This is a genomic window from Ligilactobacillus salitolerans, assembly GCF_003864415.1.
GTDB lineage: Bacteria > Bacillota > Bacilli > Lactobacillales > Lactobacillaceae > Ligilactobacillus > Ligilactobacillus salitolerans.
Genome location: NZ_BFFP01000004.1, coordinates 18,033 through 43,613, shown reverse-complemented (window position 1 = coordinate 43,613; position 25,581 = coordinate 18,033). Strand labels below are relative to the sequence as shown.

The window sequence follows — 25,581 nt, the reverse complement described above, 5'->3', positions numbered from 1 at the left end:
GAAGGGGGGCACAGCCGATGGAAAGTAAGCGGCACAAAAATAAAAAAAATAAACGCTCGGCTGCACCCCTGACTCCGTGGGAAAAACAACAGCAGTTAAGGGCGAAAAGACTGGCAACTGAGAAAAAGAAAAAAATCATTCGTCCACGGTATGATAAAAATTTACCGAAAACTAAAAAGAAGCGAACTCAGCGGTTAAAGCAGCACGAAAAGGTGCTCTTGCTCGGATTTACAATGGTGACTTTGATCGCGCTCTACTGTATTTTGCCAATTAGCCGTGTGACTTCAGTTGATGTCCAGACAGCACATCAGTCCAATCAAGGCGATATCCTGCAAGCTAGCGGTTTAAAGTACTACGAGTCTCTTTTCTTTGTTTGGCCGCGGACTTCACAAATTGAAGAGCGGATCAAAAAGGAGGTCCCAGCGGTCAAGTCGGTTGATATTTCGTATCAGGGTAGTAAGATAGCTATCAAAGCCAAAGAATATGCAACTATTGGCTACCTGAAGAAGGGCTCTTCTTATTACCGCTTAACTTCTGCTGGGACGACTGAAAATAAAATTGCGGCCAAGCTAACTGGCTCATACCCGACTTTTTATTCGTTCGCAGATCAAAAGGATCTTAAGGAGATCGCAGGGGCATTTGCTAAATTATCGCCAGAGATCAAGCAAAATATTTCGGAGGTTCATGCTCTTCCAAGCAAGGTCGATCCGCAACGCATCAGGGTTTATATGAATGACGGGAATCAAGTTTTAGCGAAAATTGCGACTTTTGCGGAAAAAATGAAGTATTATCCGAACATGGCTGCAAGTATGGATCAAGCGGGTGTGGTCGATATTGAGGTCGGTGCTTATTCATATCCATACCCAAAAAAGTAAAAACTTTGTGATTTATTAGCAGAATCGTAGTCATTGTAGCGGTTTCTATGGTAAAATTTCCTTAATAAGCATTTTGTCATATAAAATATTAAAAATAACTAGGGGGCTGAATGATGAATAATTCTGATATATTCGTCGGTTTAGACATTGGTACTACATCTATCAAAGTCATCATCGCAGAGTATGTAAAAAATCAGCTCAACATTATTGGTTACGGAAATACTGGTTCAGCTGGTTTGAACCGTGGTGTGATTGTTGATATTGATCAGGTTGTTTCCTCGATCAAAGATGCTGTTAAGCAGGCTGAACAGCGTGCAAATATTGACATTTCTAATGTTACAGTCGGAGTTCCGGCCAATATGCTGCAGATCGAACAGTGTCATGGGATGATTGCTGTCAGTAACGAGGATGGCAGTGCCAAAGAAATTACTGAAGAGGATGTGCGCCAGGTAACACAAGCGGCACTTGTCCAGAATTTACCGCCGGAGCGAACGGTGATCGATGTGGTGCCTGATGAATTCATTGTCGATGGTTTTGATGGTATTAAGGATCCGCGCGGAATGGTTGGAGTCCGGATGGAAATGCAGGGTGTCATGTATACCGGTCCAAAAACAATTTTACATAACACTAAAAAATGTGTTGAACGCGCGGGGCTCAACGTTTCAGATCTGGTAGTCGCACCGATTGCTTTATCTCAGGTCGCTTTGAATGATGGTGAACAGGATTTTGGTGCGATCGTGGTTGACTTAGGCGGTGGGAAAACCACTGCTGCGGTGATGCACGACCATAAACTGAAGTATACCTATGTGGATCAAGAGGGTGGAGATTTTGTTACCCGCGACATTTCTGTAGTCTTAAACACATCTAGCGAAAACGCTGAGATGCTTAAAAGAAACTACGGCTATGCGCAAGCTGCATTGGCTTCTGACGAGGAAACATTTCCTGTCCAAGTTGTCGGTAAGCAGGAACCAGAAAAAGTTACTGAACAATACTTAGCTGAAATCATTGAAGCCAGGTTGAGGCAAATATTTGAAAAGCTGGGTGCAGCTTTAAACCAAATCAATGCTTTCCAACTTCCGGGTGGAGTCGTATTGACTGGCGGAATGGCTGCTTTGCCAGGAATTGCTGAGTTAGCAGAAGAAATTTTTCAAGTTCAGGTTAAAGTTTATATTCCACAAGAAATTAATTTGCGGATCCCTTCTTTCACTCAAGTGATCGGTTTGGTAGAATATGCAACTAAACAAAGTGAAATTGAACTGATCGTTAAACAAACCTTAGGTTCTGCTAATGCGGTCCGTCATGTTTCATCAAGTCAGCGCACAACAACTAAGCCCCAAACGGAACAAAAACCAGTTAAGAAGCCAAAGAAAAATGTTAAAGAAAATCAAGCAAAAGCAGGCAATGACCACAATGAAGAAAGTGGCTTTGGCTATAAATTTAAGCATATGTTTGACAATTTCTTTGACTAAGGGGTCACCAACATAGGAGGGTACAAAGATGGAATTTTCAATGGATGCAAATGAAAATAGCATGGGAGCAACGATCAAGGTGATCGGAGTCGGCGGTGCCGGCGGTAATGCGATCAACCGGATGATCGAAGATGACGTCCAAGGTGTTGAATTTATCGTTGCCAACACCGACGTTCAGGCACTGAAGAATTCTCAAGCTGAAACTAAGATCCAATTAGGACCGAAATTAACTAAAGGTTTAGGCGCAGGTGCTAATCCTGACGTTGGTAATAAGGCCGGTCAGGAAAGTGAAGAAGCAATTGCTGAAAGCTTACAAGGTTCAGACATGGTCTTTGTCACTGCCGGTATGGGTGGCGGAACTGGTACCGGGGCTGCTCCAATTATCGCTAAAATTGCCAAGGAACAGGGTGCTTTGACGGTTGGCGTTGTGACTCGTCCCTTTACATTTGAAGGGCCTAAACGTGCTCGTTATGCCGCAGAGGGTGTTGCTAAACTTAAGGAACACGTCGACACTTTAGTGATCATTGCCAATAACCGGCTCTTGGAGATCGTTGATAAGAAGACACCGATGCTCGAAGCATTTCAGGAAGCTGATAATGTCTTGCGTCAAGGTGTCCAAGGTATCTCTGATCTGATCACTTCTCCAGGATATGTCAACTTGGACTTTGCGGATGTTAAAACCGTTATGCAAGACCAAGGTTCTGCTTTAATGGGGATCGGGACTGCCAATGGTGAAAATCGGACTGAAGAAGCAACAAAAAAAGCAATTTCATCACCGTTGCTGGAGGTTTCGATCGATGGAGCAGAGCAGGTCTTGTTAAACATTACGGGCGGTCCAGATTTAAGCTTGTTTGAAGCACAAGCAGCCTCTGATATTGTGGCACAAGCTGCAACTAGTGATGTTAATATTATCTTTGGGACTTCGATCAACGAAAATCTTGATGATAGTGTGATCGTGACAGTCATCGCTACGGGGATCGATAAGAAGAAGGCGCAATCTGCTGCCAGAAAACAAGCTCAGAATGAGCGCAAGAGGACAACAGATCAGCCAGATTCAACTTCACGTCCTGATCCTTTGGGTGATTGGGATTTAAATCGTGAAATCAATGGAGATCGTAAGGTTTCACAGGATTCACGGGAAAATGAATTTAAGAACATTGAGAAGAAAGACTTCAATGTTTTCGGCTCAGATTCAGCTGACAGCGACAATTCTTCTGACAATGGCGATGACGATGGGTTGAATACACCGCCTTTCTTACGTCATCGTCGGCGTTAATACTTCACGAAGTGATATGACGCAAAGGAGGGGAAAGTAATGTCGATCGGCGATAAAATCAATAATTGGTTTGGCGGTTATGATGAATCGGAAAACGAGACTGATTATCAAGAGCAAGGGCAAGATGACGGCGCTTATCGACCGCAAAAAAGCCGTGTCATGTCGATTCGCAACGGAAAAAACGGGGAAGTGATCCCCAAAAAGATCATGTTGTTTGAACCTGGTATTTTTTCAGATGTTAAAGCGATCGCATCCCGTTTGTTGTCGGGTGAGGCGGTAGTTGTTAATTTTCAAAAAATGGATAATCAGCAAGCGCGTCGAGTCGTTGATTTTCTCTCAGGAGTTACTTTTGCAATCGATGGTGAGATTTCTCGCATTGGTGAAGCTATCTTTTTATGCACGCCGCACGATTTTACTGTGGAAGGCGACATTACAGAAAATTCGCGTCAGACTGATTTTTAAGGAGTTTTCAAGGTGCTTTTGTATATAATAAGTGGTTTATTCCAGCTTTATTCGCTGGCAATTTTAGTTTATGTTCTGATGTCTTGGTTTCCAGGCGCTTATCAGACTAGTTTTGGCGGGTTTTTAGGCCGGATCTGCGAGCCGTACCTGAGCTTGTTTAACTTCATCCCTCCAATTTTTGGGATCAGTTTTGCTCCTTGGGTCGCATTGATCGTTCTGGAATTAGTCGAACGTGGTTTGATGTATCTTTTGGCGATCCTCGGACTTGGGGTATTTTGATCATGACAGCAGTGAACGCATTAATTTACCAGCATTTTCGTTCGGATGAGGCACCAGTGATCGATGAGCTTAATGATTTGATCAACCAAGCTGAAAACGAATATCGGCCTGTTTTGTCACATTTTCTCAATCCACGCGAGCTATTTATCGCCCAGACTCTAGTTAATACTCACGATGAGGTCAAGCTGAAAAGCTTTGGCGGTGTGACGACTGCCGAACGCAAGCGTGCGTTATTTTTTCCGACTTACTACACACCAACGCTCGAGGATTACCAGCTGGTGTTGATGGAAATTGAATACCCGCAAAAGTTTGCGGTTTTGTCACATGGCAGTATCTTGGGGACCTTAGTTAACAGCGGGATCCAACGGGAAGTTTTAGGTGATATCATTACGGATTCTACCCGCTGGCAATTCGCCCTCGAAGCTCCGCTGGTTCCTTTCTTGCAAGAGCAAGTGACACGGATCGGCCGAGTCAAAGTCCGACTGGTCCAAAAAGACCTTACAGAGGCGGTTAATCAGATCAGCGAGTGGGAAGAAGTCAATGATACAGTTGCGAGTTTGCGTGCCGATGCTTTAGTCTCACATTTTTACGGGCTGTCTCGTAAGCATGCCAAAGAGCTGATTCGCGCGCATAAGGTCCACTTGAACTGGGCTTTGCTGGAGAAACCAGATTATGAATTAGCGGACTATGATATTTTATCTGTTCGCGGCTATGGCAGGATCAAATTAAACGAACAATTTGGTCTATCCAAAAAAGGAAAACTTAAAATCAGTGCAGCAATTTTGAAAAAGTAGAAACTTGAATTTAATGTAGGAGGTGTAGGTCAATGACATTGACCCCTTTGGATATTCATAATAAAGAATTTCATACAAAATTTCATGGCTATGACCAAGATGAGGTAAATGATTTCTTAGATCAAATTATTAAAGACTATGAGATGACCTTGCAGGAGAATGAAAAATTAACTGCCAGCTTGGAACAAAGTAATGAAAAATTGAAATATTTTAACGACCTGAAAGATTCCTTGAATCAATCGATCATTGTTGCTCAGGAAGCTGCTGATAAAGTTAAAGCTAACTCGCAGCGCGAAGCTGATATCATCCAGCGCGAAGCACAAAAAGAAGGTCAGGATGCGATCGATCAGGCCAATGAGAAAGCACGGCATATCATTGACCAAGCCTCACGTAAAGCCACACAATTAGCCATTGAAACTGATGGCTTGCGCAAGCAGGCACGGATCTTTAGGCAAAAATTGCAGGTCATGATGGAGTCTCAACTTGAGGTGGTTAAAGGATCTGAGTGGGATGATATCTTGAAGCAAGGCGAGACCAGCAGCTATGAAGAAATTCAGGATGCTCTGCGCCACGAAGAGGAACTTGACAGAAAAGCAGATGAAGAAGTACAATCAAAAGAAACAACGGACGAACAAAATGCTGCAAATGAATACACCGAAGCACAAGAATCCGACGTCGATAACGACGATACAGTGGTTATTTTCCCTGATGCAACGGTTGAAGATGCAGGTCAGCATTTTGCTGTTGATTCAGATAATGAAGAAACTGATGCATAAAAGCATCGTCAGGAGAACAAGAATTTCAGTAAACGGCTAAGCGAGTCGATGGTTGGTGCAAGGTCGATGCTTGTGAGCTGAATGTTTATCATCCCCTGAAAGATTTGTTGGGTCCTAAAGTACATAGGCAACTATCGCTGGATTTGACCGGTTCATACCCGTTAACGGATGCAAGAGGATACCGCTTTTTGCTGTATCGAATTTGGGTGGTAACACGAGAACTTCGTCCCTTTGGGGGCGGGGTTCTTTTCTTTTGGAAAATTCATTTTTTGAATTAGTTTTCTACGGCTAGTCCGGGCTGTTTTGGCAGAGAAAATAGTACTCTGTCTAGTAATTTATTGGTAAGCAGGAACTTAAAAATCAAAGAGGAGCAGGTCATATGAGAGTCAAAGATACATTAAATCTTGGGAAAACTAAATTTCCAATGCGCGGCAACCTTCCTGTCCGGGAGGCAGAGCGTCAGCAAGTCTGGGAGGAAAATAAAGTTTATGAAAAACGGCAAAAATTAAACGAAGCTAAACCGAGTTTTATTTTGCATGACGGACCTCCGTATGCGAACGGAAACATCCATATGGGCCATGCATTAAACAAGATCTCAAAGGACTTTATCGTCCGTTCGAAGTCGATGATGGGCTTTCGGGCACCTTATGTTCCAGGTTGGGATACTCATGGTTTGCCAATTGAACAGCAGCTCAAAAAAGCCGGTGTTGACCGTAAAACTTTGTCGGTTGCTGAATTTCGGGAAAAATGCCGTGAATTTGCTTTAGAGCAGGTTGATAAACAAAGGGAAGACTTTAAACGCTTGGGCGTTACGGGAGAATGGGATCACCCATATGTGACCTTGGACCCTTCATTTGAAGCGCATGAGATCCGTGTCTTTGGTAAGATGGCTGAGAAAGGCCTGATTTATAAGGGTAAGAAGCCAGTCTTTTGGTCTTGGTCATCTGAATCTGCTTTGGCTGAAGCTGAAGTTGAGTATCATGATGTGACTTCTCCTTCTGCCTTTTATGGTGAACAAGTGGTTGATGGCCAAGGTGTCTTGGATGAAGGGGACACATACATGGTTGTCTGGACTACTACACCTTGGACGATCCCTGGCTCTGAAGGGATCACGATCGACGCCAATTTTGATTATGCTGTTGTCTTGCCGGAAGGTTCTGACAAGAAGTACGTCTTGGCCGCGGAATTAGTTGCAAACAACGCTGAGCTTTTCGGTTGGAAAAATGTCAAAGTTTTGAAAACTGTTAAAGGTGCCCAGTTAGAAAATGTATTGGCACAACATCCATTTTATCCTGAGCGCAAGCTAGTGACGATGCTGGGTGATTTTGTAACATTAGACGCTGGGACTGGTTTAGTTCATACAGCTCCCGGCTTTGGTGAAGATGACTTTAATGTTGGCCGGCAATATGGGTTGGATATCTTTGTGCCTGTTGATGACAAGGGTTATCTGACTGATGAGGCAGGCGCTGATTTTGCCGGTGTCTTCTATGAAGATGCTAACAAAATTTCTTTGGATAAACTTGAACAAGCTGGTCTTTTATTGAAAGAAGTGGATTATGAACATAGTTATCCATTTGACTGGCGGACCAAGAAGCCGATCATTTTCAGAGCGACACCGCAGTGGTTCGCTTCTGTTGACAAAATCAGGGACCAGATCTTAGACCAAATCGATGGTGTAAAATTCTTCCCTGATTGGGGGCAAAAACGGCTGCACAATATGATTCGAGATCGCGGCGATTGGGTCATTTCCCGTCAACGCGTCTGGGGTGTACCGTTGCCGATTTTCTATGGTGAGGACGGTGAGCCGATCATGACCCCTGAGACGATTGAGCATGTTGCCCAATTAGTAGCTGAACATGGTTCAAACGTTTGGTTCGAAAGAGAAACCAAGGATCTTTTGCCAGAAGGCTTTACCAGTGAGCATTCACCAAATGGTACATTCACGAAAGAGACTGATATCATGGATGTTTGGTTTGATTCTGGTTCTTCACACCAGGGTGTTTTAGCCGATCGTGATTATCTGACCTATCCAGCTGATATGTATTTAGAAGGTTCTGATCAATACCGTGGCTGGTTTAACTCTAGTTTGATCACGAGCGTTGCTTTTTCAGGTCAGGCACCATATAAGCAGGTGCTCTCGCAAGGATTCACCTTGGATGGCAAAGGCCGTAAGATGAGTAAATCTTTAGGCAATACGATCGTACCAGAAAAAGTTATCAAACAGATGGGCGCTGAGATCATTCGCTTGTGGGCTGCCAGTGTTGATTCTTCTGCTGATGTCCGGGTCTCAATGGAAAGCTTTAAGCAGATCTCTGAAAGTTATCGGAAGGTGCGCAACACGATTCGTTTCTTGCTGGCTAACACAACTGATTTTGATCCAAGTAAAGACCGGGTTGCTTATAATGAGTTGGAAGCAATCGATCAGTACATGGAAGTTGAGATCAATCACTTTACCAAGCAGATTTTGGATGATTATGCCAATTATGATTTTATGGACATCTATAAGCGCTTGATCAACTTTATTTCAACTGAGCTGTCTGCCTTTTATCTAGATGTTGCTAAAGATGTGGTTTATATCGAAGCCGCTGATAGTCATAAGCGTCGTTCAATGCAAACTGTTCTCTATGATGTTGCGGTACGCTTGACTAAATTGTTAACACCGATCATCCCGCATACGACCGAAGAGATCTGGGAATTTTTGCAGGAACCTGAGGAATTCGTTCAATTAGCTGAGATGCCAAGTGTTGAATACCATGATGGGGAAGAAAAGCTCTTGTCACGCTGGCATGACTTTATGAAGGTCCGCTCAGATGTCTTTAAAGTTTTGGAAGAAGCACGTGATCAGAAGCTGATCGGTAAATCTTTCGAAGCCCAAGTTGATCTGTATGTGACAGATAGTGTTGCAGCGCTTTTAGATGAGCTGCATGCTAATGTGCGTCAATTGTTGATCGTTTCTGACCTGCACATCCATGCTTTGGATGAGGCGCCAAAAACAGCGCATAAGTTTGACAAAGTTGCTGTTCAGGTTACTCACGCCCAAGGCGAAGTATGTCCACGCTGCCGGATGATCAAACAAGATATTGGGCAAGACGAGCGTTTCCCGCAACTATGTCAAAGTTGTACCACGATCGTCACAGAAAATTATCCTGAAGCAATTCAAGAAGGTTTAGAATAAATTTAGTAAAATTCTGGGACCAAGCAAGATGCACCAATTCTTGCTTGGTTTTTTGAGTATTTTTTTTCGCAGAGACGGCAAAAATTTGCTATGATAAAAGCTGATAGTCTACTCGATAGAGGCAGTCTTTTTGAATATTTGAGTGTACCGGGAGTCCTAAAATTCTGGATCTTGGATGCTTCACAATAAAATTTACCAACGAAGAGGTAATTTAATTATGGTAAAACTTTTAAAAGTACACGGTTCTGGCAACGACTTTTTCTTATTGGATCAGACGAAACTCAGCGAACCGTTAAATGAAAAAGAAATCAGAACACTCGCCCAGCAGATGTGCGACCGTAAAAAAGGTACCACTGGAGGTGCCGATGGGCTGCTCCTGGTCACTAAATCTAACAAGGGCGCCCTGGCACGGATGCGGGTGATCAATGCTGATGGCAGTGAAGCAAGTATGTGCGGGAATGGTTTGCGGACGGTAGCACGTTACCTTGCTGAAAAAAATAGCCTGACAAATGATGAGACCTTTCAAGTTGAGACAATGCAGGCTAATTTGCAAGTTAAAGGCGCAAAACAATTTGCTGATCAAGTACCGGCTTTCGATGTCGAAATTTCGCCGGTCAGTTTCCAGGCAGCAGATATCGGAATGCATCTTGATCATGCTGAATTGCAGGATACAATTATTCCAGAGTTGTCGCCAAGCCTCAAGTTTTCGGCTGTAGCAGTCCCTAATCCGCATTTGATCGCATTTGTTGATCATGCGACCCTGGCAGGAGATCAGCTTGTTGAACTTGGTGCACGCTTGAACAGTGCTAACCCTTATTTTCCTGACGGGGTCAACGTCAGTTTTGTTGAGATCTTAGCTGAAAATGAAATATTTGTGCGGACATACGAACGTGGAGTTGGTCTGACGAATGCATGCGGAACTGCAATGAGTGCTTCAAGTTTACTGTATGTGATGCAGGTTTTAGGACAACGCGGTCTTGAAAAAGAACTGAGGGTCAATAATCCTGGGGGAATGGTTAAAACCGTGGTCCATCAGCGAGAAAATGGCGAGTACTGGATCTCCTTGATCGGAAATGCAACATTTGTTGCTGAAGTAACTTTGAATCTAAAAGAAGCAATGCAGGGAAATTTTGCTTCGCTGGTTTGGCAAGATAGCGGTGAGCAGGCTGCATATCTCGGTTTTGCGGCTGCTGTTGAGCAAACGAATAAATGATTTAGCAGAGGAGCAGGTAATTTATGGATTTTGAAGAAAAAGTAAAAGCTGTTAAGCACATTTACCACGGGCATGTCGTCGATTTAGATTTGGAAACTGTTGAACTGCCCGATGGTCGGCCGGCGAAAAGAGAAATCGTTAAGCACCCTGGAGCGGTTGCCGTTGTCGCCATCACCGCTGCAGATAAAATGATTTTTATCAGGCAATGGCGCGAACCGTTGCGACAAGTTACCCTTGAAGTTCCGGCAGGTAAGATCGAGGCAAACGAACAGGGAGAACCGCTTAAGACTGCACAACGAGAAATGAACGAGGAGACGCGTTATCACGCCGAAAACTATGAATTATTATCGACCTTTTTTAGTTCACCAGGTTTTTCAGATGAAAAAATGTATCTTTATCATGCCAGCAACTTAACTCCCGTGAAAAAGGAGCTGCCTCAGGATAAAGACGAACTGCTTGAAATTGTTGCCTTATCGCGTTCAGAAATCAATGCTGCTATCGAACGCGGTGAGATCTGCGACGCTAAAACGATCATGGCAGTCTTATTCTGGCAATTAATGGAGCAATAACCTATGGATGATAAAGAAAAGCTGCGCAGAAGCAAACCCAAGCAAGCCGCAACTAGCAAGTGGCTGAGACTATTCAGCAGAAAAAAGCGAGACCAGGTTAACCCCAAAGAACCTCAGCAGGCGGAATTTCAGTCTGAGAGTGCTGACGGGAACAGTGAACCGCTCTCTCGTCGTGCCTCTAAAGAGAAATATGAGAACTTACAAAATGATGAAAAACAAAAACGGCTGCAAAAACGGCTTGATAAAATTATTTTGGTACTGGTCTTATTGATCATTGCGGTATTTTTGGTCATGAGGTTTATTAATTTTTAAAAGGATTTGTTATTAAAGAGAGAACAAAAGACAAATCTGGAGTAGAAAAGAGGAAGACAAAGTTAATGAAGTATGGAATTATTTGTGCAATGGAAGAGGAAATTAAGGAATTGTTGGTTAATTTGACCGACATGAATCAAACTAACATTGGCGGCATTGATTTTTACACGGGTCAAATCAACGGACAGCCAGTTGTGCTAGTCCGCTCCGGAATTGGCAAGGTGCAAGCTGCCATCACTACGGCTTTATTGATCGTGGACTTTAAAGTAGATGCAGTGATCAATTCGGGTTCTGCCGGCGGGATCGGCGCGGGTCTTCGCGTGGGCGACTTAGTACTTTCAACAGGCGCAGCCTATCATGATGCGGATGCGACTGCTTTTGGTTATAAGTTGGGACAGCTGCCACAGCAACCGCAGGTTTATCCTGCAGATCAAAATTTACTAGCACAGATCGAGCAAGCAGCTGTTAAAACAGGGCTTGAAACAAAAAAAGGCTTGATCGTGTCTGGTGATCAGTTTGTTGCTGATCAGCAAGAAATTGCACGCATCAAGAAAATATACCCGACAGCTTTGTGCTGTGAAATGGAAGGGGCGGCTGTTGCGCAAACCGCCTACCAGTTTAACTGTCCATACGTTGTAATTCGGGCAATGTCTGACGTTGGTGACGAAAACGCGGGGCAGAGTTTTGATGAATTTGTCATTGAAGCTGGCCGCCGCTCGGCGCAAATGATCTTGAATTTGCTAGCTTAGTTTTGTGAGGTATTTAAATAGGTCAGGCAGTGATTAGTTGGAAGAAAAAAGTCAGCCAACAATTATCCAATAGCTCCTGTTTGGACCGGTTTGTAATTGTATGAAAGGTGTAAAGAAAATTGAAGCATATCTATCTTGATAATGCGGGCACAACGCCAATGGCTCCAGCTGTGATCGACGAGATGAGCAAGGTCATGAAAACAACGTTTGGCAATGCTTCTGCTACAAATTATTATGGCAGGCAAGCTCGTACGATATTGGACCAAAGCAGACATGTGATCGCAGACTCGATCAATGCAAATAATGATAATGAGATCATCTTTACCAGCGGGGGGACAGAAAGCGATAATACAGCAATCGTTGGTACTGCTCTAGCCAGAAAAGATGAAGGCAGGCATCTGATCACAACAAGTGTTGAACACGAGGCTGTCTTAAAACCAATGCATTTCTTAGAAGAACAGGGTTTTGAGGTCACTTATCTGCCGGTTGATGAGAATGGTCAGATCAGTCTGGCGGATTTAAAGCACGCCCTTAGAGATGATACGATCCTAGTGTCGATCATGATGGGCAATAATGAAGTCGGTGCGAAAATGCCGATCCACGAGATCGGGGCGATCGTGGCAGATTCTAACGCCTGGTTCCATACCGATGCGGTTCAGGCTTACGGCTTATTGGACATCGATGTTCAGGCCGATCAGATCGACTTATTGTCAACATCTGCCCATAAACTGAATGGTCCGAAGATGAGCGGTTTTTTGTACCGGCGTTCTGAGCGCAACTTTGAACCTCTTCTTAAAGGTGGAGACCAAGAATTAAAACGGCGAGCGGGAACAGAAAACATTCCTGCAATTGCTGGTTTTACCAAAGCGATTGAACTCAATCCTGCTGCGGTCAAAGCAGAACATAGAGAACGGTATTATGGGTTTAAGCAGCAGTTAACCAGCGGTCTGCAAGATAACGGGATCGAGTTTGAGGTCAATGGAAAAATTGCGGACGGCGAATTACCGCATGTGATCAATATCTGGTTTAAAAACCAAAAAGCTGCGGTTTTGCTGACTAACCTTGACTTAAAAGGGATCTCAGCCTCAGCGGGATCTGCTTGCACGGCCGGATCGTTGGAACCTTCACATGTGTTAACTGCAATGTTTGGTCCCAATGATCCGAGGGTCAGCGAGTCTTTACGGTTTAGTTTCGGAGCATATACAACTAGTGAAGATATTGCCGATTTGATTCAAATCTTAACAGAGATCATCAAAAAATAGACAGTAAGGGGAGAGTATCAGTATGGCAGCAACAGAAAAGAATCGGATCTTAGGAGACACGAATGAATACAGCTTAGCGGCTGGTCTAAAGAAATATGCTTTAAGGGACGCAGGTTTTAGGGAGAAGAAAGCCGGCAAGTTTCAACTGGAAAGAGCTTTGGATCCCAATGTTTCTGCTAATGTTTCCTTAAAATTAAAAATTGTCGTTGATGCAGATTTGAAAAAATTCAAAATGTCGACTACGACCGCGAACGGTTTAAAAGAGGTCAACATTTTTAAAACGGGTGATATTAAAGCTCAATCAGAGCAGCTGGGTTATTTGTTGCATGATCTGCAGGAAAGAAATATTATCACTTTAGTCTAGTTGGCAAGCAAAGCTGGGTGATCAGTGCCAAGGTTGTCCACGGGGACTGTTAGGCTGAGGCCAAGCAGATGGTTACCTTTTAAAAGTAAAGCTTTTATGCTACACTTAAATTTACTGAATAAAACGACCTTCAAATCGTATAGATTCAGAATCTAAATGAATGATGGTGATTTAAATGACAGACCATAGCCAGACGCGTGTTGTGGTAGGGATGAGCGGCGGAGTTGATTCATCAGTCTGTGCCTATCTTTTAAAGCAGCAGGGTTATGATGTTGTTGGAGTTTTCATGAAGAATTGGGACGATACAAACGACAGCGGAGTTTGTACGGCAACCGAAGATTATCAAGATGTAGCTAAAGTAGCTAGTCAGATCGGGATCCCTTACTATTCAGTTAACTTCGAGAAAGAATATTGGGATCGGGTCTTTACCTACTTTTTGGATGAGTACCGGAACGGTCGGACTCCCAATCCAGATGTGATGTGCAACAAGGAAGTTAAGTTCAAGGCCTTCTTGGATTATGCAATGGAAATTGACGCTGATTACGTTGCGATGGGACACTATGCGCAAATTGGCAAGGATGAAGATGGAACCATCCATCTCTTGCGCGGAGCCGATGATAATAAGGACCAAACCTACTTTTTGAGTCAATTGAGCCAAAAACAGCTAGAAAAAGTGATGTTTCCCATTGGCGGAATGCAAAAGTCCGAAGTTAGAAGGATCGCAGCTGAGGCTGGTTTGGCAACTGCCAAGAAAAAGGACTCAACCGGGATCTGTTTTATCGGCGAACGCAATTTTCGGCAATTTTTGAGCGAGTTTCTCCCTGCTCAGCCGGGTAAGATGGTCACGTTAGATGGTGAGATCAAAGGAGATCACTATGGACTGATGAATTATACGATCGGTCAAAGGCGCGGCCTTGGTATCGGCGGGGATGGGCAAAGCAATGACCCATGGTTTGTTGTGGGCAAAAACTTAGCAAAAAATGAGTTGATCGTTGGTCAAGGATACGAAAATGAACATTTGTACGCCACATCTTTAGATGCAACGAAACTAAACTTTATTGCTCCGATCGAGGAATATGGTTTAGACTTTCACTGTACTGCTAAGTTCCGTTACCGGCAAAAAGACGAGGGTGTGACAGTTCATCTTAATCCCGATCGCAGTCATGTTACTGTTGAGTTTGATCGTCCCGTACGCGCAATCACCCCTGGACAAGAAGTTGTCTTTTATGAAGGGGAAGAATGTTTAGGCAGCGGCACGATCGATCATGCTTATCAGCAAGAAAAAGAATTGCAGTATGTCTAATAACTGAGAAGAAAGCGAAATGATACGCTTTCTTCTTTTTTTAATGGATTTTAAGTTTTGTTCAAACTTTTTCTTTTTTGCAGTGTTTGTGAGATAATTAAATCATTATCCTAATAAAGGACGGGAAAATATGACAAAATTATTTTTTGTAAGACATGGACGTACGCAATGGAATTTAGAGGGGCGTTATCAAGGGGCTCATGGTGATTCACCTTTATTGCCTGAAAGTATTCGTGAAATTGGAGAACTGGCGTCTTTTTTAAATCAATATCGTTTTGCAAAAATTTATACTAGTCCTATTAGACGTGCCCGCGTGACCGCGCAAACTTTAGAAACTAAGTTAGATCAACCACTTAATATTGTTGCTGATGAAGCTTTTGCCGAATTCAATTTAGGTAAAATGGAAGGAATGCTTTTTGAGGATGTTCAAGCTCAATACCCGGAAGAATTAGAAAGTTTTAGGCATTTTCCTGAACGATATGATCCAACGAAAATTGAAGCGGAATCTTTTCAAGAATTGTTTGCTAGAATGACCCCTAAGATCTTAGAAATTTGCCGTCGTTACCCGCAAGAAAATGTGATCATTGTTTCTCACGGGGCTGCCTTATGTGCTGAGATCCGTCATTTGCAGGGAGTTCCCCTGGAAAGGATCCGTAAACGGGGCGGGTTGACCAATACCAGTACAACTATTTTGTCTACAACTGACAAGGGAGCTCATTTTAAGTGCTTGGAATGGAACAAAACGGATTATCTATCAAGAAAACTAACTAAAAATGATACGGTGTGATTTTTGAGCGTCAAGTTAGGAGAAGTTAGAAGTGGGATTAAGAAATGCACAACAGAAAAAAAATCAACAAATCGTCCAGAAAATGATCAAAGCTCTGGACGACGATCCTTATGAACCTCGAAGATACTATGATTTGGGCAGTATGTTAACAGAAATGCAAAGCTTTCAACAGGCGGAAGAGCTTTTTTTAAAGGGACTCAATGTTTTTGAAAAAGAGCCCGCCAAACAAAATATTCTGCATTATGGTTTGGGAAATGTCTACTACTCCGCTGGTATGTACACGCAAGCAGTCCAACAATTTGATTTAGTGACAGATCAAAAACTGCGCTTGGATTCGTTGATGATGCTAGCTCAGAGCTACTATGCCCAGCAGCAATATCAGCAAGCCTTGGCTTATGCACTGACAGTCAGCGAAAAGCGGCCGGCGGATCCGAGTCCATCTGCCCTGTTAGGTGATTGCTTTTTAGCGCTTGGAGACTTTAAAAACGCACAAAATTACTATGATAAATCTTTAGCTAAGGATCCAGCCAACGTCCGCGTCAATTTTCAGCGGGGGATAGTTGCATTGGCTTTAGGCGAGGATGGCAGCCGTTTCTTCCAACAAGTCAAACAGACTGACCCGAAGTTTTACCGGCAAAATAAGGAAAGGCTGGATGATATCGCAACACTGATCAAAGACCGCCAGGATCCAAGGGAGTAAATTGTATGGTACAACAAAATTTGGAATTGCTTGATGATCGTCAGATGCAGGGGGAATTCTATCTTGTCGGGCGAGTCGCTCAAATTTTCTTTCAGTCTTCCACGAATTTCTATAAAGTTTTGTTGGTGACAGTTAAGGAAAATAATTTCAATTGGGCTGAAAAAACGATCACGGTGACTGGAAGTTTCGCGGAGATCCGTGAGGAGACCCTTTATCGTTTTTCGGGTCAAGTTGTGCACCACCCTAAGTATGGTCAGCAATTTCAAGCCGCAAACTATCAAACAGAAATGCCAACTTCAAAGGCCGGCTTGGTAACATACCTGTCGAGCAGTCAGTTTCCAGGGATCGGTCAGAAAACAGCTGAACGGATCGTCGATATTTTGGGAGATGATGCGCTCAATATCTTGTTGAAAGATCCGTCCCAAATTTCAAAATTGGGTTTAAAAGAACAGCAACAGGAAGTTTTAAAAACTAACCTTCAGGCTGATCAGGGAATGGAACAAATCATTGTTGGCCTCAATAGTCTGGGATTTTCCAGTAACATGGCTGCTAGGATCTACGGTTTTTTTCAAGAAGATACTTTAAAGACTCTGCATGAGGATCCTTATCAACTGTCGATCCATATTAATGGGATCGGTTTTTATCGTGCTGATCAAATTGCTCGTCAGCTTGGATTTGCGGCGGACGCTCCCGGACGTTTACGCGGAGCAATTTTTCAGGTTTTATACGAGTTCAGCGCCTCTGAAGGTAATACTTATATACCGGGCAAAATATTGCTGCAGCAGACCCAGCAGCTGCTCCAAGCCGGACAGAACCAGAAAATAACGGTCGATCAAATAGCTGATGAGTTGATCAAGTTAGTTAATGCGCGCAAGTTGGCCCTAGAGGACCATAACTTTTATTTGAAGAAATATTTTTACGGAGAATGGGAGATCGCGACTGAATTAGAACGAATAATTTCGTCTAATGAAGATGAAGACACGACAGAAGAACCTGAAAAACTCGCAACAGATCTTGCCAAAATTGAGCAGCGAATGGGTATCGAGTACGATGAGACACAAAAAGAGGCGATCATTCAAGCTTTAAGCACCCAGGTCTTTCTTTTGACTGGCGGACCAGGAACCGGGAAAACAACTATTATTAACGGTATTGTCGCGCTGTATGCTTATGAAAATGATATTGACTTAGAGGATAAACATTTACCGATTTTATTGGCAGCGCCGACTGGGCGAGCCGCTAAAAGAATGAGCGAAATGACGGGATTGCCAGCTAGCACGATCCATCGGCTGCTGGGGATCAATGGTCATGATGATGAACTCCCTGATGAAATCGATGAATTGGATGGGACTTTGTTGATCATTGATGAAACATCGATGGTGGATACTGATTTGATGAAAATTCTGCTCAAAAGTATTCCTGCCGGGATGCAGGTGATTTTTGTCGGTGACCGTCATCAACTGCCTTCAGTTGGACCAGGGCAAGTTTTTGCTGATATGCTGCAGAGTAACGTTTTACCCAAAAAAGAACTAACTAAGATTTACCGACAGGGTGAATTTTCAACCATAGTTTCCTTGGCGCATGCGATCAATGCCGGTCAGTTACCCGCTAATTTTGCTGAACAGCAAGGGGATCGTTCCTTTATTCCTTGTTCCACTGCCCAAGTCCCACAGGTGATCGCACAAGTTATCAAAGTGGCATTGCGTAAAGGCAACAGTGAAGAAAAGATCCAAGTCCTAGCACCAATGTATCGCGGCCCGGCCGGCATTGATAATTTAAATCAACTGCTGCAAAATATCATGAACCCTAAAACGAACACACATCAAAAGGAAATTGAAGTTAACGGACAGATTTTTAGGATCGGTGATCGTGTTTTGCAGCTCGTCAATGATCCGGAGAAAAACATTTACAATGGTGATATCGGTAAAATTGTTGCAATTGACATTGGCGAACAAAAAGAGAAGGCAGCAGATTCGATCACGGTTGCCTTTGAACAAACTGAAGTTGAAATCGGAAAAAAGGATTGGAATAATCTGACCTTGGCATATTGTTTGTCGATCCATAAATCCCAGGGTGGTGAATTTCCGATCGTGATCTTGCCCATGGTGAAACAATTTTCTCGCATGTTCGCCAGAAACTTGCTATACACTGCAGTGACACGCGCCAAGTCAAAACTGATTTTAGTTGGAGATTTGGATGCTTTTAGACAAAGTGTCTTGAAGGTCTCGCATAATCGGCTGACTTCACTGAAAGAACGGCTGGTCAACACGCTTGGTCAGCAAGAAAGCGACAAGCAAGATGAAACTGTCCCAAATAATCAGCTGGCAACGCCTGAGAAACTGCAGTTTGAACAAAAGACCAATGAAAAAGCAGCAGCTGGTGTGCAGAACTCAGATCCAGATGCAGTTCAAGCAGACTTTAAAAACAGCTATCGTTTGACACTTTCACTGATCGCAAATCAAAAGATCGATCCGATGATCGGGATGAATGGTATTTCTCCCCGTGATTTTATGCACTAAATATTTGTATAACACAAAATAAGGAGCTTTAACCTCACGAAAATGCTGTCAGATCCGTGTGGTTGAAAGCTCCTTATTTGTGTCTTTATTACTGACGTCTCTCTTTGACTGGGATACTTTCGACATCCAGCCAAAAAGGGTATTTAACCGATTTAAAATAAAGATCATAGTATTGATTGGGCAATTCTTCGCCGTCGATTTGGCCAAATTCTACTGAATTGACCACAATATGCAGCTTTGTGTTTTTATACCGGTGAATGCCGGGAAGACGAAATTGCTTTCTAAAATAAACCATCAAGCCAAGCAGGAAGAATTTAAAGAAATTCATGTTGTCCGCGAGGATCAGATCCAGTTGGTGGTCAGTCGCATCGGCATCAGGGGAGAGCACGAAGCCGCCGGATAAGTATGGTTGGTTCGATACATTAACGATGTATGAATGTTGGAAAAATTCATACTTATCGCCGATCCTTAAAGTGACAGGGAAAGCCTCTTGATCCAAGTATGCTTTGAACAAAGCTATGACATAACTTAATAGCCCCAGATGCAGCTTGCTGATCAATTTGGCGGGCTTTTGATGATGCAGCATGCTGATCAGATAAGCATCTTGTCCCATACTGTAATCGTTAAGAAAATAGCCTTGAGTATTATGAGTCAATTCCTGGTAGGAGCCTATATCGTAAAAAAAAGGTTCCTGTGCATTTAAGGTTTGATCTAGGGCTGCTAAGGGTTCTTTGGCTAAGCCGATCCCTCGGGCGAAACTATTGCTGTTTCCCGAAGGAATGAAGCTTAAGGGCAGTTCGTAAGAGCGAGCATCTTTGATCCCGTTGAGAGCATCATTTAAGGTCCCGTCACCGCCAACTACCAAGACAACATACTTTTGAGCTGCGGCAGCAGAAAGGCTTGTTGTGAATGCATAGGCAAATTTGCGCGCATCTCCAGGTTTTTTAGTGAGTTTAAAAGTGTAATCAACCTTTTTTTCATCTAAAGCATTCTTGACTTGGTGCCAAATTTTTTCAGATTTACCGTGGTTTGCACGGCAATTGACGATGAGAAAAAATGAGCGCAATTTTCTTCCTCCTTTCTGTTCGATCAAGCAATAAATAAACCGGGAAATACCTTTTTGGCAGATCCCGGTTTATTCAGCTGCGTTAGACAGTTACAAACATCGGCAAGATCATCGGATGACGTTCAGTTTGTTCATATAGGAACGATTGCAGGTCTGAAGTTACTGCTTCTCGGATCTTTGCTTCAGTAACATTTTCCTGCTTCAAGCTGCGATTGATCGAGCGGTTTAATAAGCGTCTTCCCTTATTGATCAATTCACCGGATTCGCGCATATAAATAAAACCGCGGGATAAAAGATCTGCTCCAGCTAAAATGGTTTTCTTTTTCAAATCGATGGTTGCAACCACGACCACGATTCCATCACGAGACAGGATCCGCCGATCACGTAAGACAACGTTACCGATATCTCCAACGCCGGAACCGTCGACATAAACATCGCTAGCATCAAAATGACCAGCAATTCGAGCAGAATCCTTAGTTAGAGCCAAGACATCACCATTTTGTAAGATAAAAGTGTTTTCCTTAGGAACATCGCATCTTTGTGCCAGTTCGGTGTGGATTTTTAACATCCGATACTCACCGTGGACTGGCATGAAAAATTTTGGCTTCATTAAGCGCAGCATCAATTTCTGTTCTTCTTGGCCACCGTGGCCGGAAGTGTGGATATTGTTAACTTTACCATGAATTACGGTCGCTCCGGCAGCTTCGAGTTCATTGATCACACGGTTGACACTTAATGTGTTGCCGGGGATCGGAGAACTTGAAAAGACGACCGTATCGTTAGGCTGAACTGAAACTTGACGGTGAGTTCCGTTGGCGATCCGACTTAAGGCTGCCATCGGCTCACCTTGGGACCCGGTACATAAGATCATGATTTTCTCGGCAGGCAGATGGTTGATCTCACGCGCATCAACTAGTGCATCATCAGGAATCTCCAGATAGCCGAGTTCGCGGCCATTTTCGATCGCTGCTTCCATACTTCTACCAAAGACGGCGATCTTACGTCCACGGTTGACAGCAGCTGTGACTGCTTGCTGGATCCGTGAGATGTTGGAAGCAAAGGAAGCGAAGATGATCCGTCCATCGACTTTTTCAAAGATCCGGCGGATAGACTTACCGACCCATCTTTCAGATTTAGTGAAGTTAGGGATCTCGGCGTTGGTACTGTCTGACAGAAGACACAAAACGCCTTCTTCACCCAGCCGTGCCATTTTTTGCAGGTTAGGCGGCTGGTTCGTGATCGGAGTCAGATCAAATTTATAATCTCCAGTTGCGACGATCGTCCCAGACGGGGTTTTAACAGCCACCCCTAAGGTATCAGGGATCGAGTGGGTCGTGCGGAAGAAGGAGACACTTGTTTTCCGGAATTTTAGGACAGTGTCTTCATTAATTTCATGCAGCTCTGTCGTTCTTAACAAACCATGTTCTTCTAATTTGCTTTTGATCAGTGCAAGGGCTAAAGGACCAGCATAGACAGGAACGTTGATCTGTTTTAACAAATAAGGGATCCCGCCAATGTGGTCTTCATGCCCGTGAGTGATCACCAGGGCTTTAATTTTTTGCTTGTTCGCTACTAAATATTGGTAGTTTGGGATCACGTAGTCAATACCTAAGAGGTCGTCTTCAGGAAACTTGATCCCAGCGTCAACAACGATGATCTCGTCTTGGAATTGGATCCCATAGGTATTTTTACCAATCTCATCCAAACCGCCGACTGCAAAAACAGCTGTTTCGTTATTTCTGACACTCAGCTTCTTCATTTAGTAAACTCCGTTAAATGGTAATTAGCGCTTTGCTGTTCATATTCCAATGCTGCGCCGTCGAGTGCTTCAATGAACTCGACATTATGTTCTGTTTGTTCCTCAACCAGAGCACGGGCAGCAACTTCAGAATCAGCTTCTAAATATAAGCTTTCTGTGCTTTCCCTGCGGGGACTGATATTTTTGGAAGGTTGATAATATACTTTATAGATCATGTTTCATTCTCCTTTACAATTAAAAAATCAACTGTGTTTGCTTAGCAGTGACACAAAAATTAAAGCCGAACATGGATCGTTTGCACGATATTTAGTCTTATTTTAGCATAGAAAAGTGAGCAAGTATAGAACTGCGCCGTTTTCAAATCTGGTATGGTAGAATAAAGGCGGATTTATTTTGTGATGCAGATTAAAAAAAGGAGCGTTTGCTATGAAAATCTGGATAGTGATCGGCTTAATTTGTGCTCTAGTTGTTGGATTTTTTATCTTGCAGCACATCTTTCATACCCGAAAAATAAAAGCGCAGCAACAATATGAACATGTGGTGACACGGGCTTTTCAGGCAGGTCTGAACCAGGTCCAAACTCCTAATTTTACAGGCAAAGATATCGATTTGGCGCAGGTCCAGGTTTTGCATGTCGCTCAGGTCTGGGGCTTAAATGTTGTTGTTTATGGTTACGCATTGCCTTTGGACCCGGATTCTTTAGCCGTCAATGAAGTGATAAAAATCAAATCTTTCTTAGTGGAAGCATTAAATCATTATGGTGCAGAAGAAAATTTACCCCATGCAGATAATACGGCACCGTTTGTCATTTCAGATATCTGGTCACGAGAACATACCCTGCATATTGAGATCGCCTATGTGATCAATGCTTCGACTGAACAGTATTTGCACGATATTAAAAAAATCGATAAATAAAAAGCCGACGCGAGGCAAGCCGACGTCAGCTTTAAATTAGGATCATGCTTTTAGTGGATCAAGATGGAGTCTTCTGGAGTATTAAACCGGTCTGTTTTATCAATGTGATCGTAAAATAAGACCCCGTTTAAATGATCAAATTCATGTTGGACTACGATTGCAGGGTAATCCTTCAAGCGAGTAATATGTTTATTGCCATCTAAATCGTACCAGCGAAGTTTAATGCGGTCATGCCGCCAAACGTAGCCAGGAACGTCTTGATCGACAGATAGGCATCCTTCCCCGGTCCCAAGAGCGACCGGCTGGACCGACTCACTCAAAATTGTAGGATTGACCAAAATTTCTTTGAAAAGCGGTGTTTGATCTTCCTCATCTTCATCATTGGGAACAAGGACTGCTGCCATTCTAGTCGGTGAACCGATCTGCGGGGCAGCCAGTCCAACTCCAGCACGCAAATGATATTTTTCAGCCTGCTCTTCATCTTGGCTGACCTCTAAGTATTCCATCATTTTATGGCCCATTTCAATCTCATCGGATGAAAGTGGGAAGGTTAATTCTTTGGCTCGTGAGCGCAAGACGGGATTGCCGTCACGAGTAATATCGTCCATTAAAATCACGTGTATATTGCCTCCAATTAGTATTGTATAATTTATTTTAGCATAAATACTACGAACTAGCGCACTAAGATTGTGTTTGGCCCGCAAATTTACTTGGATTTGCAAAAGTGCCGGGGACTTGAGCAGAAAAGCAAGAAAAATTCTGCCTGGCTAAGGGACTGATTTTTAGAACAAGAGAGGCTGATCAAGAAATGAAAGGTTCAGAATGCTTGAGAATATGTTAAAATAGATGAATTAAAACCGGTGGCCGGAATTTACCTGGAGGCGCGACATGACTAAGAAAGTATTGCTTTGCGGGAATGATCTATTAATTCAATCGATCATACGACATAATGTTTTTAAGGATCAGCCGTTTGAATTGATCTGGTATCAAAGGGAAGCTGAGTTTTCCCAAGAGGTCAATGACATCCTTTCCTCAGCTGTTTTGGCGCAGAACCTGAGCTTAACTGGGACTAACACTCCACCTTGGGGAGAAATTGACCTGCTGTTAGTAGGTCAGCCAGAATTTGCGGAGGATCTGTCACTCGTTGAGCGGATGCGGGTCGAGACTCAGTGGACGCAATTTTTGATCAACCAGGCGATGGCTAATAATTTCTCGGGTAAGGTTTGTTTTTTATCGGCTAACAGTGAACAACAGGTCGTTTCAGCGATCCGCTTTTCAGGCTTGCCGGCTTCGTCTGTTTTTGGGATCGGAACGGCTCAGCTTTCACTTTTAGCTGAACAGTTGGTCAGCAAGGTCTTACATGTCGATGTCCGTCAGATCCAAGTCAACGTTGTGGGAACTCTCAGTCGACCGATCCCTGCTTGGAGCAGGGGGAGAGTCGCAGGAATACCGCTGCTGTCACTGATCGCACAGGAAAACAGCCTGTTTAATCAAGATAATTTGGACGAGATCGAGGCAGCTTTACAGCACAATTCGCTTGAAGGCTTGTTGCCGGCAATGCTAAACAGCTTAGACCAGATCTTTGGTGCTCTTTTTTCCTCATTTGGTTTGATCATTACCTTAGCCCATCAGGTAGAACTAGGTGATTCTTTGATCGCGATCAGCGAGCCAGTCTTACTGTCTGCGCAAGGTCTTTCGACGATGCCGCTGGTAAATCTATCTGAAAATGAGAATCAGCAGCTTGGTGCAGCCAAAGCCGAAGTTTTAGCACAAATACAAGAATTGATGGGTGGAAAATAATTTGCAGGAAAAAAGTGTTGAGTATCCATTGATGCCTGAATGGGACGTGGCAGAAATCATCGTGGCGACAGATTTTTATCAAGCGGTTGAAAAAATATATCAGACTGGGATCAAACGGGCAGAATTTCTCAGCAAGTACCGGCTTTTTTTAGAACTTGAGCCGGCTAAGATGATCCAAAAACAATTGGATAAACGGTTTAAGGCAGCGACTGGCATGAGCATTTATGCAGCTGTTAAATATGTTTCAGAGCATCAAGAGAATTATCTGCACATTAGTTAGTGTGTCAGCTTTGGTAAAGTTAATGAGTTAATTTATATTCTGCAGGGAGGTGGTTGCATGACTGACCAGCTTGAGCTTCATGAAAAAATCAGCAGCTGGTTTCATAGTGCACGCGATCAGATTTTAAACAGCAAGCAAACTGGCTTGAATGTTGATTATAAAACATCACGGTTGGATCTAGTGACAAACATGGATCGTGGAATTGAAAAGTTCTATCGAGAAAAGATCCGTGAAAATTTTCCGGATTCTAACATTATGGGTGAAGAAGGACAAAAGGATGAATTTCGCTCAAGCCAAGGCTTATTTTGGGTGATCGATCCGATCGACGGAACGATGAATTTTGTCAAGCAAGGCACGCATTTTGCTAGTATGATCGCGGTCTACCAAGATCAAAAGCCGCTGTTGGGTTACATTTACGATGTGATCAATGACCACCTGTACTGGGGCGGCCCAGGACTTGGGGTCTATCGCGACGACCAGAAATTGACTGCGCCAATGGATCTTGCACTCGCAGACGGTCTGTTGGGAGTCAACGGGGCAATGCTGATGCACAACTATCGGAATGTACAAACGGCGGTCAAACAAAGTGCTGGAGCTCGAATTTATGGCAGTGCCGGGATCGAGTTTATCCATGTTTTGCAGGGGCAGTGTGTTGGTTACCTTTCACATTTGCGTCCTTGGGATTATGCTGCGGGTGCAATTCTTGCTGAAAGTTTGAATTTGATAGTGAAAACGATTGACGGCCAGCCCTTGGGCATGGTAGAATCAGAAGATGTACTGGTAGCGACCCCGCAAGCTTATCGGCAAATTACGGGGATCATGACCGCTGAATCATAGCCGAAGCCTGTGGCTGGACTGTCACAGCTTTTTTTATGCCAGG

The 25,581-nt window shown here is 43.5% G+C and carries 26 protein-coding genes; 22 read left to right on the top strand and 4 right to left on the bottom strand.

Annotation, left to right across the window (positions count from 1 at the left end; genetic code table 11):
- The first annotated feature begins 17 nt into the window (after positions 1–17).
- From LFYK43_RS01995 to recD2, 18 genes are all read left to right on the top strand, one after another.
- Positions 18–875 carry a cell division protein FtsQ/DivIB gene (locus LFYK43_RS01995; protein WP_124974908.1) on the top strand — a complete coding sequence of 286 codons (858 nt, stop codon included), beginning with the start codon at positions 18–20 and terminating at the stop codon, positions 873–875.
- 113 nt (positions 876–988) lie between these two features.
- Positions 989–2,344: a cell division protein FtsA gene (ftsA, locus tag LFYK43_RS01990; RefSeq protein ID WP_124975030.1), complete on the top strand. Its 1,356-nt coding sequence runs from the start codon at positions 989–991 to the stop codon at positions 2,342–2,344.
- A 28-nt stretch (positions 2,345–2,372) separates the two neighbouring features.
- Complete coding sequence (gene ftsZ / locus LFYK43_RS01985; protein ID WP_124974906.1) at positions 2,373–3,620, top strand: cell division protein FtsZ; 1,248 nt, start codon at positions 2,373–2,375, stop codon at positions 3,618–3,620.
- Between the two features lie 39 nt (positions 3,621–3,659).
- Positions 3,660–4,082: a cell division protein SepF gene (locus tag LFYK43_RS01980; RefSeq protein ID WP_124974904.1), complete on the top strand. Its 423-nt coding sequence runs from the start codon at positions 3,660–3,662 to the stop codon at positions 4,080–4,082.
- A gap of 12 nt (positions 4,083–4,094) precedes the next feature.
- On the top strand, positions 4,095–4,361 hold the full coding sequence (locus tag LFYK43_RS01975; protein ID WP_124974902.1) for a YggT family protein: 267 nt from the start codon (positions 4,095–4,097) through the stop codon (positions 4,359–4,361).
- Positions 4,362–4,363: 2 nt separating this feature from the next.
- On the top strand, positions 4,364–5,155 hold the full coding sequence (locus tag LFYK43_RS01970; protein WP_124974900.1) for a YlmH family RNA-binding protein: 792 nt from the start codon (positions 4,364–4,366) through the stop codon (positions 5,153–5,155).
- Between the two features lie 32 nt (positions 5,156–5,187).
- A complete protein-coding gene (locus LFYK43_RS01965; RefSeq protein ID WP_124974898.1) occupies positions 5,188–5,931 on the top strand; it encodes a DivIVA domain-containing protein in 744 nt (247 codons plus the stop codon).
- Between the two features lie 379 nt (positions 5,932–6,310).
- Positions 6,311–9,106, top strand: a complete 2,796-nt coding sequence (ileS, locus tag LFYK43_RS01960; protein ID WP_124974896.1) for an isoleucine--tRNA ligase — start codon at positions 6,311–6,313, stop codon at positions 9,104–9,106.
- Between the two features lie 217 nt (positions 9,107–9,323).
- Positions 9,324–10,319, top strand: coding sequence for a diaminopimelate epimerase (dapF, locus tag LFYK43_RS01955; RefSeq protein ID WP_124974894.1), 996 nt, complete (start codon positions 9,324–9,326; stop codon positions 10,317–10,319).
- 23 nt (positions 10,320–10,342) lie between these two features.
- Complete coding sequence (locus LFYK43_RS01950) at positions 10,343–10,888, top strand: NUDIX hydrolase (RefSeq protein ID WP_124974892.1); 546 nt, start codon at positions 10,343–10,345, stop codon at positions 10,886–10,888.
- Positions 10,889–10,891: 3 nt separating this feature from the next.
- Positions 10,892–11,200 carry a hypothetical protein gene (locus tag LFYK43_RS01945; RefSeq protein ID WP_124974890.1) on the top strand — a complete coding sequence of 103 codons (309 nt, stop codon included), beginning with the start codon at positions 10,892–10,894 and terminating at the stop codon, positions 11,198–11,200.
- A gap of 65 nt (positions 11,201–11,265) precedes the next feature.
- The gene (locus tag LFYK43_RS01940) at positions 11,266–11,949 is read left to right on the top strand and encodes a 5'-methylthioadenosine/adenosylhomocysteine nucleosidase (protein ID WP_124974888.1); all 684 of its coding nucleotides are present in this window, start codon (positions 11,266–11,268) and stop codon (positions 11,947–11,949) included.
- A 119-nt stretch (positions 11,950–12,068) separates the two neighbouring features.
- A complete protein-coding gene (locus tag LFYK43_RS01935) occupies positions 12,069–13,211 on the top strand; it encodes a cysteine desulfurase family protein (RefSeq protein WP_124974886.1) in 1,143 nt (380 codons plus the stop codon).
- Between the two features lie 22 nt (positions 13,212–13,233).
- Complete coding sequence (locus LFYK43_RS01930; protein WP_124974884.1) at positions 13,234–13,575, top strand: cysteine desulfurase; 342 nt, start codon at positions 13,234–13,236, stop codon at positions 13,573–13,575.
- 175 nt (positions 13,576–13,750) lie between these two features.
- On the top strand, positions 13,751–14,878 hold the full coding sequence (gene mnmA / locus LFYK43_RS01925; protein WP_124974883.1) for a tRNA 2-thiouridine(34) synthase MnmA: 1,128 nt from the start codon (positions 13,751–13,753) through the stop codon (positions 14,876–14,878).
- Positions 14,879–15,008: 130 nt separating this feature from the next.
- Complete coding sequence (locus LFYK43_RS01920) at positions 15,009–15,665, top strand: histidine phosphatase family protein (protein WP_124974881.1); 657 nt, start codon at positions 15,009–15,011, stop codon at positions 15,663–15,665.
- Positions 15,666–15,696: 31 nt separating this feature from the next.
- On the top strand, positions 15,697–16,365 hold the full coding sequence (locus LFYK43_RS01915; RefSeq protein WP_229717886.1) for a tetratricopeptide repeat protein: 669 nt from the start codon (positions 15,697–15,699) through the stop codon (positions 16,363–16,365).
- A 5-nt stretch (positions 16,366–16,370) separates the two neighbouring features.
- Positions 16,371–18,881: an SF1B family DNA helicase RecD2 gene (recD2, locus tag LFYK43_RS01910; protein ID WP_124974879.1), complete on the top strand. Its 2,511-nt coding sequence runs from the start codon at positions 16,371–16,373 to the stop codon at positions 18,879–18,881.
- Between the two features lie 88 nt (positions 18,882–18,969).
- Here the strand turns inward: recD2 and LFYK43_RS01905 are convergent, their stop codons facing one another.
- The 3 genes from LFYK43_RS01905 to LFYK43_RS01895 all read right to left on the bottom strand — a co-directional run bounded on the left by LFYK43_RS01905 (position 18,970) and on the right by LFYK43_RS01895 (position 21,921).
- A complete protein-coding gene (locus LFYK43_RS01905) occupies positions 18,970–19,947 on the bottom strand; it encodes a diacylglycerol/lipid kinase family protein (RefSeq protein WP_124974877.1) in 978 nt (325 codons plus the stop codon).
- 82 nt (positions 19,948–20,029) lie between these two features.
- On the bottom strand, positions 20,030–21,706 hold the full coding sequence (gene rnjA / locus LFYK43_RS01900) for a ribonuclease J1 (RefSeq protein ID WP_124974875.1): 1,677 nt from the start codon (positions 21,704–21,706) through the stop codon (positions 20,030–20,032).
- Positions 21,703–21,921, bottom strand: a complete 219-nt coding sequence (locus LFYK43_RS01895) for a DNA-directed RNA polymerase subunit epsilon (RefSeq protein ID WP_124974873.1) — start codon at positions 21,919–21,921, stop codon at positions 21,703–21,705. The genes rnjA and LFYK43_RS01895 overlap by 4 nt, the downstream gene beginning before the upstream one ends.
- 211 nt (positions 21,922–22,132) lie before the next feature.
- Here LFYK43_RS01895 and LFYK43_RS01890 point away from each other — a divergent pair, with 211 nt between their 5' ends.
- A complete protein-coding gene (locus LFYK43_RS01890) occupies positions 22,133–22,621 on the top strand; it encodes a hypothetical protein (protein ID WP_124974871.1) in 489 nt (162 codons plus the stop codon).
- 50 nt (positions 22,622–22,671) lie between these two features.
- Here the strand turns inward: LFYK43_RS01890 and def are convergent, their stop codons facing one another.
- A complete protein-coding gene (def, locus tag LFYK43_RS01885) occupies positions 22,672–23,238 on the bottom strand; it encodes a peptide deformylase (RefSeq protein ID WP_174713951.1) in 567 nt (188 codons plus the stop codon).
- Positions 23,239–23,509: 271 nt separating this feature from the next.
- Here def and LFYK43_RS01880 point away from each other — a divergent pair, with 271 nt between their 5' ends.
- From LFYK43_RS01880 to LFYK43_RS01870, 3 genes are read left to right on the top strand one after another with little or no spacing between them, the layout of a single operon-like run.
- A complete protein-coding gene (locus LFYK43_RS01880; protein ID WP_124974869.1) occupies positions 23,510–24,421 on the top strand; it encodes a lactate dehydrogenase in 912 nt (303 codons plus the stop codon).
- 1 nt (position 24,422) lies between these two features.
- The gene (locus LFYK43_RS01875) at positions 24,423–24,701 is read left to right on the top strand and encodes a UPF0223 family protein (RefSeq protein ID WP_229717884.1); all 279 of its coding nucleotides are present in this window, start codon (positions 24,423–24,425) and stop codon (positions 24,699–24,701) included.
- Between the two features lie 57 nt (positions 24,702–24,758).
- Complete coding sequence (locus LFYK43_RS01870) at positions 24,759–25,538, top strand: inositol monophosphatase family protein (protein WP_124974867.1); 780 nt, start codon at positions 24,759–24,761, stop codon at positions 25,536–25,538.
- Positions 25,539–25,581 lie beyond the last annotated feature (43 nt).